Origin of the sequence: Parafrankia sp. Ea1.12, from assembly GCF_900465275.1 — a bacterium.
Lineage (GTDB): Bacteria > Actinomycetota > Actinomycetes > Frankiales > Frankiaceae > Parafrankia > Parafrankia soli.
In genome coordinates this window covers 1-9,019 of record NZ_UBIZ01000524.1, presented here as the reverse complement: position 1 = coordinate 9,019, position 9,019 = coordinate 1, and the positions used below count along the sequence as shown (strand labels likewise).

The 9,019-nt window shown below is 72.4% G+C and carries 6 protein-coding genes and 1 pseudogene; all 7 read right to left on the bottom strand.

Annotation, left to right across the window (positions count from 1 at the left end; genetic code table 11):
- Positions 1–36: 36 nt before the first annotated feature.
- On the bottom strand, positions 37–2,130 hold the full coding sequence (pknB, locus tag FMEAI12_RS30600) for a Stk1 family PASTA domain-containing Ser/Thr kinase (protein WP_112108765.1): 2,094 nt from the start codon (positions 2,128–2,130) through the stop codon (positions 37–39).
- Positions 2,127–3,824 carry a serine/threonine-protein kinase gene (locus tag FMEAI12_RS30595; RefSeq protein ID WP_112108764.1) on the bottom strand — a complete coding sequence of 566 codons (1,698 nt, stop codon included), beginning with the start codon at positions 3,822–3,824 and terminating at the stop codon, positions 2,127–2,129. Before FMEAI12_RS30595 ends, pknB begins: the two co-directional genes overlap by 4 nt.
- Complete coding sequence (locus tag FMEAI12_RS30590; protein ID WP_112108763.1) at positions 3,821–5,269, bottom strand: penicillin-binding protein 2; 1,449 nt, start codon at positions 5,267–5,269, stop codon at positions 3,821–3,823. The genes FMEAI12_RS30595 and FMEAI12_RS30590 overlap by 4 nt, the downstream gene beginning before the upstream one ends.
- A complete protein-coding gene (locus FMEAI12_RS30585) occupies positions 5,266–6,747 on the bottom strand; it encodes an FtsW/RodA/SpoVE family cell cycle protein (RefSeq protein WP_112108762.1) in 1,482 nt (493 codons plus the stop codon). The genes FMEAI12_RS30590 and FMEAI12_RS30585 overlap by 4 nt, the downstream gene beginning before the upstream one ends.
- A 13-nt stretch (positions 6,748–6,760) precedes the next feature.
- Positions 6,761–8,164: a PP2C family serine/threonine-protein phosphatase gene (locus FMEAI12_RS30580; protein WP_112108761.1), complete on the bottom strand. Its 1,404-nt coding sequence runs from the start codon at positions 8,162–8,164 to the stop codon at positions 6,761–6,763.
- Positions 8,161–8,700 carry an FHA domain-containing protein gene (locus tag FMEAI12_RS30575; protein ID WP_083391044.1) on the bottom strand — a complete coding sequence of 180 codons (540 nt, stop codon included), beginning with the start codon at positions 8,698–8,700 and terminating at the stop codon, positions 8,161–8,163. Before FMEAI12_RS30575 ends, FMEAI12_RS30580 begins: the two co-directional genes overlap by 4 nt.
- A gap of 3 nt (positions 8,701–8,703) precedes the next feature.
- Positions 8,704–9,019: pseudogene (locus tag FMEAI12_RS30570) on the bottom strand (DUF2662 domain-containing protein); the annotation flags it as partial.

Here is a 9,019-nt window from a genome sequence, read left to right as displayed (position 1 = left end):
GGGCGGGCGGGGGATCAGCCGTTACTCAGAGGAGCGCTATCGGTTCAGCGCTCCCCGCAGGGGCCCGGCGGCACCGGGCTGCTGGCCGTTCGTCGGCGTCCCGCCGCCGGTCGGCGGCGTGGTGGTCGCCGGCGGGGTCGTCGCCGGTGGGGTCGTCGGATCGATGATGACCGGTGGAGTATCGGTCGGCGGCGCCGTGGTGGCGGTCGCCGGCGGGGTGGTCGGCTGCTGGTTCTCCGCCGCGATGAAGATCTTCACCTTCGAGCCGCGGTTGACGGCGCCGCCGGACGGGCTCTGGTCAGTGACAGTGCCTGGCTGCTGGGCGTTGTTGACGACGGTCTCCTGGACGGCGGTGAGGCCGTACCGCTGCAGCTCGGAGATGGCCGCCTGCGCTGCCTTGCCTGTCACGTTGGGCACGTTGACCGTCGAGCTGACCACCCAGATCGTGACCGAGCTACCGGAGTCGACCGGGCGCCCGGCCTCGGGCTCGGTCTTCTCGACCTTGCCCACGCCCTGGTTCGCCGCCTCGTAGTACTGCATCGGCGACGCCTGCAGCCCGAGGGCGGTCAGCGCGTCCGTCGCCGCCTGCTGGGTCATGCCGGCGAGGCCCTGCGGGACGGTCACCTGGCCCGGCGCGATCGCCACCGTGATGGAGATCGTGCCGTCCGCCGCGATGGTCTGGCCCTCGCCCGGGGAGATCTCCAGCACAGAGTTCGGGGCGACGTCCGTGCTCTCCTGGGTCTGCTTGTCGAAGCGCCCGGTGAAGCCCTCGCTCTGCAACCGGCCCACGACGGCGTCGTAGGGCTGGCCCTTCAGCCCGGACGGGATGGTGATCTCGGCCGCGGCCGTGTCGTCACCGCCGCCCCCGCCGCCGAGCAGCGAGGAGGCGAGCAGCGCGACCACCACGAAGACGACGACCGCGCCGAGCCCGGCGAGGACGAACTTCCAGGTCGACGAGCCCTCGCGGTCCCGGTCGTCGCCGGCGCGGTGACCGGGGGGGCCGGCGTTGCCGTAGCGGTCGACGGGGCCGGTCTGGTCGTAGCGGTCGTAGGGCTCGCCGCGCACGCGGGTCTGCTCGCCGTAGCCGTCGTCGTACCCGCCCGGCTCGTCGTAGCCGTCGTCGTAGCGGCCCTGGTAGCCGCCGCCCTCGTACCGGTCGTCGTAGCCGCCGCGGGAGCGGCCGAGCAGCGCCGTGCCGGCCGTGCCCGCTCCCGCACCGCCGAGCATCGTCTCGTCGCCCGCGCCCATCATCATGGCGTGGACGCGGTGCCCGCTCAGCGCGCGCTCGAGGTCGTCACGCATCTCGCCGGCGGTGGCGTACCGGTCGTCGGGGTCCTTCTCCATCGCCTTCAGGACGACCGCGTCGGCCTCGGGGGAGATCCGGGAGTCGTGGCTCGACGGCGGCGGCGGGATCTCCCGCACGTGCTGGTAGGCGACGGCGACCGGGTTGTCGCCGCGGAACGGCGGCTCGCCGGTCAGCAGCTCGTAGAGCAGCACGCCGGTGGAGTAGACGTCGCTGCGGGTGTCCACCCGGGCGCCGCGGGCCTGCTCGGGGGAGAGATACTGCGCCGTGCCGATCACGGCGGACGTCGCGGTCATGTTCGACGTCGTGGCGGTGGTGGCGCGGGCGATGCCGAAGTCCATCACCTTGGCCGAGCCGTCGGAGGCCAGCATCACGTTCGCGGGCTTGATGTCGCGGTGGATGATGCCCATCCGGTGGCTGTAGTCCAGCGCCGCGCAGACCTCCGCGGTGACCTGCATGGCGTGCCGTTCGTCGAGGGCGCCCTGCGCCTGCAGGACGTCCCGCAGGGTCTGGCCCTCGATGAACTCCATGACGATGTACGGGAGCTGGGTCCCGTTGATGACGTCCTCGCCGGTGTCGTACACCGAGACGATCGCGGGATGGTTCAGTGAGGCCGAGGACTGCGCCTCCCGGCGGAACCGGGCCAGGAAGGTCGGGTCGCGGGCGAGGTCGGCGCGCAGCGTCTTGACCGCTACCTCGCGGCCCAGCCGGATGTCGCGGCCCCGGTAGACCTCGGCCATGCCGCCGTAGCCGATGCAGCCACCGAGCTCGTAGCGCTCACCGACCAGTCTCGGTTGAGCTTCGTACCTGTCAGTTACATCCGTCACAGGTTGTCACCCGTCGTCGGCTCTGCAGCGCCGGCCACCACCGTGCCAGCCGCCTCGCCGGCCGGGCCGACGATCTCACCCTCCGCGGGTGTGAGATATAGCACATTCGACGTGGCGGCTGCCCCGTCCTTGGAGCCGCCCGCCTCGGCGACGGTGCGAGTGATCACTGCTACCACCAACACGGTGAGGATCAGCAGCGCGATGAGTACCGGCAGCGGGAGCCGCCGGCGCTGGGCCGCGGCGCCCGGCCGGCGGTGCGCGACCCGGCCACCCGGCCCGTCGCCCGGCGGGTCCGACCAGGACGGCGACGGCTGGTAAAGCGTGTTGGCCGGATCGCCGGGCCCGCCGTCCCGGTGCCCGCTGCCGTCCCGGTGCCCGCCGTCGTCCCGGTGCCCGCCGTCGTCCCGGCCGCCGTGCCACCCCGGGCCGTGCTCGCCGCCGGGCGGATAGTCGTTGCGGTAGTCGGAGGGATTGCGGTAGTCGGACGGGTTGCGGGGGTCGGACGAGTAGTCGCCCGGCCCGTAGAGCCGTCCCGGGCCGCCGCCGCGCCCGGCGCCCGGCCCGGAGCCGCCCTGCCCCGGGGAGGGCTGCAGGGCGGTGGCCGGCATGCCGGGTGCCGCGGCGGTCGGGTCCGCCGGTGGAGGTTGCTGGGTCCAGGACGCGCCGCCGGAGCGGTTCCACGACGGCGTGCGCGGGGCGGTCGGCGCCCGCGGGGGCACCGGCCCCAGGTGCGGTGGCGCGGGTGGCGCGGGATGGCGCGCGGTGGCGTCCCCGGCACCCGGGGTGCCGCTCCACCGCCCGGCGTCGGAGTTCCACAGGCTGCGCCGGATGCTGGCCGCCGAGCGGGCGAACGCGCCCGCCGAGCTCGGCCGGCGCGAGGCGTCCTTCGACATCGCCGACTCGACCAGGGCCCTGACCTGGTACGGGATGTCCGACGGAAGCGGTGGTGGCGTGTCCTGCTGGTGGGCCATGACGACGACGATGGGGTTGCGGTCGTCGAACGGCCGCCGCCCGGCCAGGCACTCGTAGGCAACCACGCCGAGCGAGTACACGTCGCTCGCGGGGGTCACCGGGCGCCCGGACGCCTGCTCGGGGGAGACGTAGTACGCCGTCCCCATCATGATCCCGGTCGCGGTCAGCGGGGCCGCGTCGACCGCGCGCGCGATGCCGAAGTCGGTCACCTTCACCGCTCCGTCGGTCCGGAGCAGCAGGTTGCCGGGCTTGACGTCGCGGTGGACGACGCCGAGGGCGTGCGCCGCCTGCAGCGCGTCGGCGGACTGGCCGAGGATGTCGAGCATCCGGTCGGGGCTCAGCCGCTTCTCCCGGTGCAGCAGCGCGGAGAGCGGCTCGCCCTCCACCAGCTCCATCACCAGGTAGGCGGTCGGGTAGTCGTCGGCGGTGGAGACCTCGCCGTAGTCGTACACGGAGGCCACACCGGGGTGGGACAGCCGCGCAGCGTGCCGGGCCTCGCCGCGGAAGCGCACCAGGAACGACTCGTCACTGGCGTACTCGGGGCGCAGCAGCTTCACCGCGACGGGACGGCCGAGCGTCTGGTCGAGGCCACGCCAGACCTCGCCCATCCCACCGGTCGCGATGCGGCCGTCCAGGCGGTAGCGGTTGTCGAGCACGGTGTTGGGGGAGGCGGCGCCGGCGAACGGCTGCGACGGCGACGGGCTGTTGGCGGATGTGCTCATCGTTGCGTGTCCAATGCGGCCTGCATGACTTCCTTGGCAACGGGTGCTGCGACGGCGCCGCCGGTGGCGAACTCGCCGCCGCCATCCTCGACGATCACCGCCACCGCGACCTTCGGGGCACTGGCGGGAGCGAAGCCGACGAACCAGGTGTGCGGTGGCTCGCCGGTGCCGTGCTCGGCGGTGCCCGTCTTGCCGGCGACGTCCACTCCGTCGATCTGGGCCCTGCGGCCGCTGCCCGACGTCACGACACTTTCCATCATCGTCGTGAGCTTGGCGGCGACCTCGGGTGAGACGGGCTTGTTCAGTTCGGTCGGTTCGGTGTGGTCGAGCCGCTTGAGATCCGGCCCGCGCAGTTCGGAGACGAGATAGGGCTTCATCCGGACACCCCCGTTGCCGATCGCCGCCACCACCTCCGCCATCTGCAACGGGGTGACCCGGACGTCGAACTGGCCGATCGCCGACTGCGCGGTCTGCGCGCCGTCGAGGTCGGACGGGAAGACGCTGCGGGCCTGCTGGAGCGGGAAGTCCTCGATCGTCGAGTTGAAACCGAACGCCTCCGCCTGGGCACGGAGGACGTCGTCGCCCAGATCGATCCCGAGCTGGGCGAACGCTGTGTTGCAGGAGATGGTCAATGCGTGGGTCAGGGTATCGGTCCGGCCGTCCCCACAGCGTTCCCCCCCGAAGTTGGGTAGCACTGTGGTGCTCTGCGGGAGGGTGAGCTCATCCGGTGCGGCGACCCGGGTCTCCGGCTCGGTACCGTGCGCGAGCGCCGCCGCGGCGGTGATCAGCTTGAAGGTCGAGCCGGGCGGATAGGTCTGCTGCGCGGCGCGGTTGAGCAGCGGCTGGTCGCTGTTGGTGGACAGCTGCTGGTAGGCGTCGGTCGCCGCCGACTCGTCATGGGTCGCGAGCGTGTTCGGGTCGAACGACGGGGTCGTGACCATCGCCAGGATCGCCCCGGTGGACGGGTCGAGCGCGACGACGGCGCCCCGGCGCCCGTCGAGCGCGTCCATGGCCGCCTGCTGGACGTGCGGGTCGATGGTCGTCACGACCGTGCCGCCGCGCCGCTCCTCCCCGGTGAACAGGTCGGTGACCCGGCTCGCCAGCAGCCGGTCGTCGTCGCCGGAGAGGAAGACGTCCTCGGAGCGCTCGAGGCCCGAGGCCGTGAACAGCGTGTAGTAGCCGGTCAGGTTGGCATAGAGCTGCCCGTTCGGGTACTGCCGCTGGAACTTGTACTCGTCGTCGACCGGGACGGACGTGGCCAGCACGGTCTCGCCGGCGATGATCCCGCCGCGCTGGCGCTCGAGGCGCTCGGTGATCTGGCGGGCGTTCGTCGGCTCGGTCTTGAGCCGGTCCACCTGGCCCACCTGGATCCAGTTGGCGTTCACCAGCAGCGCGGCGAACAGCACCATGCAGGCGAGGGCGACCTTGCGAACCGGGGTGTTCACGTGGTCTTCACCACCTGGGTGGGACTCTCCGCCACGGCGTTCGGGTCGAACAGCGGGGCGTCCGGGACGGGCTCCTCCAGGCGCCGCGCGGCGTCGCTGATCCGCAGCAGCAGCGCGATGATGGCGGCGTTCGCGACGATGGACGAACCGCCGTAGGAGACGAACGGAAGCGTCAGGCCGGTCAGCGGGATGAGCCGCATGACGCCTCCGACCTGCACGAACACCTGCAGCGCGACGGTCGCGGAGAGGCCGGTCGCCAGCAGCTTGCCGAACGGGTCCTTGGCTCCGAGCGCCGCCCGGATGCCGCGGGCCGCCACGAGCGCGTACAGCAGCAGGATCGCCATCACGCCGGTCAGCCCGAACTCCTCGCCCAGGCTGGCCATGACGAAGTCGGTGTTGGCGAACGGAACCCGCTGCGGGCTGCCCTGGCCGATCCCGGTGCCGGTCAGCCCGCCCGCGGCGAACCCGTAGAGGCCCTGGACCAGCTGGAACGACGTGCTGGACGGGTTGTTGCCGTCGAAGGCGTGCAGCCAGCCGTCGACGCGGACCTGGACGTGGCTGAACAGGCTGTGCGCCACCACGGCGCCGAGCATGAACAGGCCCAGGCCGATCGCGACCCACGACACGCGCTGGGTCGCCACGTACAGGATGACCAGGAACATCCCGAAGAACAGCAGGGACGAGCCGAGGTCCTTCTGCACCACCAGGACGCCCAGGCTGGCCAGCCACGCCACGAGCACCGGCCCGAGGTCACGTGCCCGCGGGATCTTCATGCCGAGGAAGGACCGCGACGCCAGGGAGAGGACGTCCCGCTTGTTCTCCAGGTAGGCGGCGAAGAAGATCATCAGGGCGATCTTCGAGACCTCGCTGGGCTGGAACGAGAACGGCCCGACCTGCAGCCACAGCCGGGCCCCGTTGATGGTGGCCCCGATGCCGGGCGCGATCGGCAGGACCAGGAAGACCAGGCCTGCCAGGCCCAGCGTGTAGGCGTAGCGGGACAGCGCCCGATGATCGCGCACGACCGCCAGAACCATTACGAACACGACGATCGCCAGCAGGGTCCAGACGAGCTGGGTCTGCGCGGCGCCGGTCGGGATCGGGTTGCCGGCGCGCCGGGCGCTGTCGGCCTTCGCCAGGTCCAGCCGGTAGATCATGACCAGGCCGATCCCGTTGAGCGCCGCCACCACCGGGAGCAGCACCGGGTCGGCCGCCGGCGCGAACCGGCGGACGGCCAGGTGCCCCAGCGCCCACAGCGAGAAGAAGCCGAGACCGTAGGTGAAGACCTGGAAGCCGATCGTCCCGTCGTGGGCCAGCATCAGCGCGGCCAACGCGCCCGTCGCCAGCACGCCGGCGTAACCGAGCAGGAACAGCTCCCGGCGGCGGTACGGCGGCAGCTCGAGCCCGCTCGGCAGCGGGAACCCGGCGAACGTCGCCGTCAGGTCCGCCGACCTCGGCCGGCGCAGCGGGGGAAGGGTCATTGCGCGTCCGGACTCACGGGGACGGCGTCACGCCCACCCCGGGGCAGCCCGGTGGCGGCGCGGCGCCGGTCACCGCGCCCAGGCACGTGGGGTCGACGGTCGGGAGCGGATCCGACCTGGACGTCTTCGCATCCGGCGCCCGGGTGGGGGACGTGGTCGGCGCGGTGTCGGTGGTCGAGGCGGCCGGGGACGCCGTGGGCAGGTCGGCCGCGATGCGCTGGGCCTCGGAGAGGCCGTCGGCCTCGATGCCCTGGCGCACGGTGTCCTGGAAGGGCTCGTTGACCTCGGACAGGAGCTGGTGGCGGGAGCGCACCGTCGAGAGCGAGATGCCCGCGATGCTCCCCTTCAGCCCCTGGAAGACCGCCACGTGATCGTCGTCGACGCCCACGTAGTACTGGCCGCGCACGTACGTCCAGCCGGCTGCCGCGCCGGCGACCACCAGGACGAGCACGACCGTCGACATGAACAGGCGGCGCCGGCCGCCGTGGGCCGTGCCTCGTTCGGGGTCGTCGTCGGGATCGTCGTGGCGGTCGCCGGAGCCCCGGCGGTGGAAGCCCGGCCGACCGATGCGGGCCGCCTTCGCCGCCGCCGACTCGGAGTCGGTGTTGCGCGGGTTGGGTCCGGTGCGGGCCGCCGCCGCCCCGGGGACCACGCGCTTCTCCGCGGCCGCGCCCGCCACGAGCGGGGCGTCGTCGTCGAGGTCGTCGTCGATGACGTCCGCGACCACCACCGTGATGTTGTCCGGGCCGCCGCCCTTGAGGGCGAGCTCGACCAGGCGGTCCACCACATCCTGCGGCGCAGGAAGCAGCAGCGCCTCCAGGATCGTCTCCTCGCTGACCACCCCGGACAGGCCGTCGGTGCACAGGAGGTAGCGGTCCCCGTCGACGGCCTGGCGCATCGAGACGTCCGGCTCGACCTCGCGGCCGTCGAGCGCCCGCATCAGCAGCGACCGCTGCGGATGGGTGTTCGCCTGCTCCGGGGTGATCCGACCCTGGTCGACCAGGTCCTGGACGAGGGTGTGGTCATGGGTGATCTGCGTCAGCACGCCGTCGCGCAACAGGTACGCGCGGGAGTCGCCCACGTGCAGCAGGCCGAGATGCTCCCCGGAGGACAGCATCGCGGTCACCGTGGTGCCCATCCCGTCCAGGGAGCTGTTCTCCATCGCCATGTCGCGCAGGCGACGGTTGGCGTCCCGGACGGCGTCGGACAGCTCCTCGAGCAGGTCTGTCGCGTCGAGGTGCTCGTCGAGTTCGGCCAGCCGGGAGATGACGGTCGAGCTCGCGACCTCCCCGGCGGCGTGGCCGCCCATACCGTCGGCCACCGCGAGCAGGCGGGCACCCGCGTAGGCGGAGTCCTCGTTCCCTTCTCGGACGTGCCCGACATCCGAGCGGACGGCGAAGTGAAGCCTGAGGCTCACCGGTGAAGCTCCAGGACCGTCTTCCCGATCCTGACCGGCGCGCCGAGAGGTACCGGCATGGGACTCGTCACCTTCGTGCGGTTGAGGAATGTGCCATTGGTCGAGCCGAGGTCCTCGACGAACCACTGTCCGTCGTGAGGAACGAGTCTCGCATGCCGTCCTGACGCGAAGTCATCCTCGAGGACCAGAGTCGAGTCCGGTGCCCGTCCGATGGTGATTGCCTCGGGACCTAGTGGGATTGTTGTGCCGGCAAGATGCCCTTTTGTGACCACGAGCCGGCTCGGAGCCGGGTTGATGGGTGGCGCGGGGGCTGGGCGTGGGCTCTGGCGTGGCGATCTGACACGTTCGGGACGCCCCCCGGGAGTGGGGGACGGTGCCCTCGCGACTACTGGCTGGCGTCGCTGCTGGCGCTTGGTCGGCCCGAACATGTCCAGGCGGACAGCTCGGATGGCGACCAGGACGAACCCCCAGAGCAGCGCCAGGAAGCCGATCTTCACCAGCAGGAGGACGAGCTCGCTCGGCGCGGTGGGATCCATCGGCTACCAGCCCCTGCGCCGGCGGTCGTCGCCGGGATGGTTCGCCGCCCGGCTGGGCAGGCGGGTCTCGGCGTCGTCGAAGCCGTCGAGAGGCTCCAGCGCCTCGAGGCCGTCGTCGGCGCGCACGGGCGGGCGCTGGCGTGGATCGGTGGACGAGCGGTACATCTCGTCGGCGGGACCGCCCGCGCCGCGCGCGCCGGCACGCGGTGGCTCCCCGCGGTGACCGCGGCCCGGATCGGGCCTGCCGGCCCGCCCGTACTCGGGCTCCCGGCCCGGCCCGGGGGCCCGCCGGCCGCCGTCACCCCGCTCCCCGCCCTGG

Excerpts from the sequence above, each read along its gene's own strand:
- FMEAI12_RS30575 (WP_083391044.1), bottom strand. The coding sequence starts at position 8,700 with ATGGATCCCACCGCGCCGAGCGAGCTCGTCCTCCTGCTGGTGAAGATC.
- FMEAI12_RS30595 (WP_112108764.1), bottom strand. The coding sequence starts at position 3,824 with ATGAGCACATCCGCCAACAGCCCGTCGCCGTCGCAGCCGTTCGCCGGC.
- FMEAI12_RS30585 (WP_112108762.1), bottom strand. The coding sequence starts at position 6,747 with ATGACCCTTCCCCCGCTGCGCCGGCCGAGGTCGGCGGACCTGACGGCG.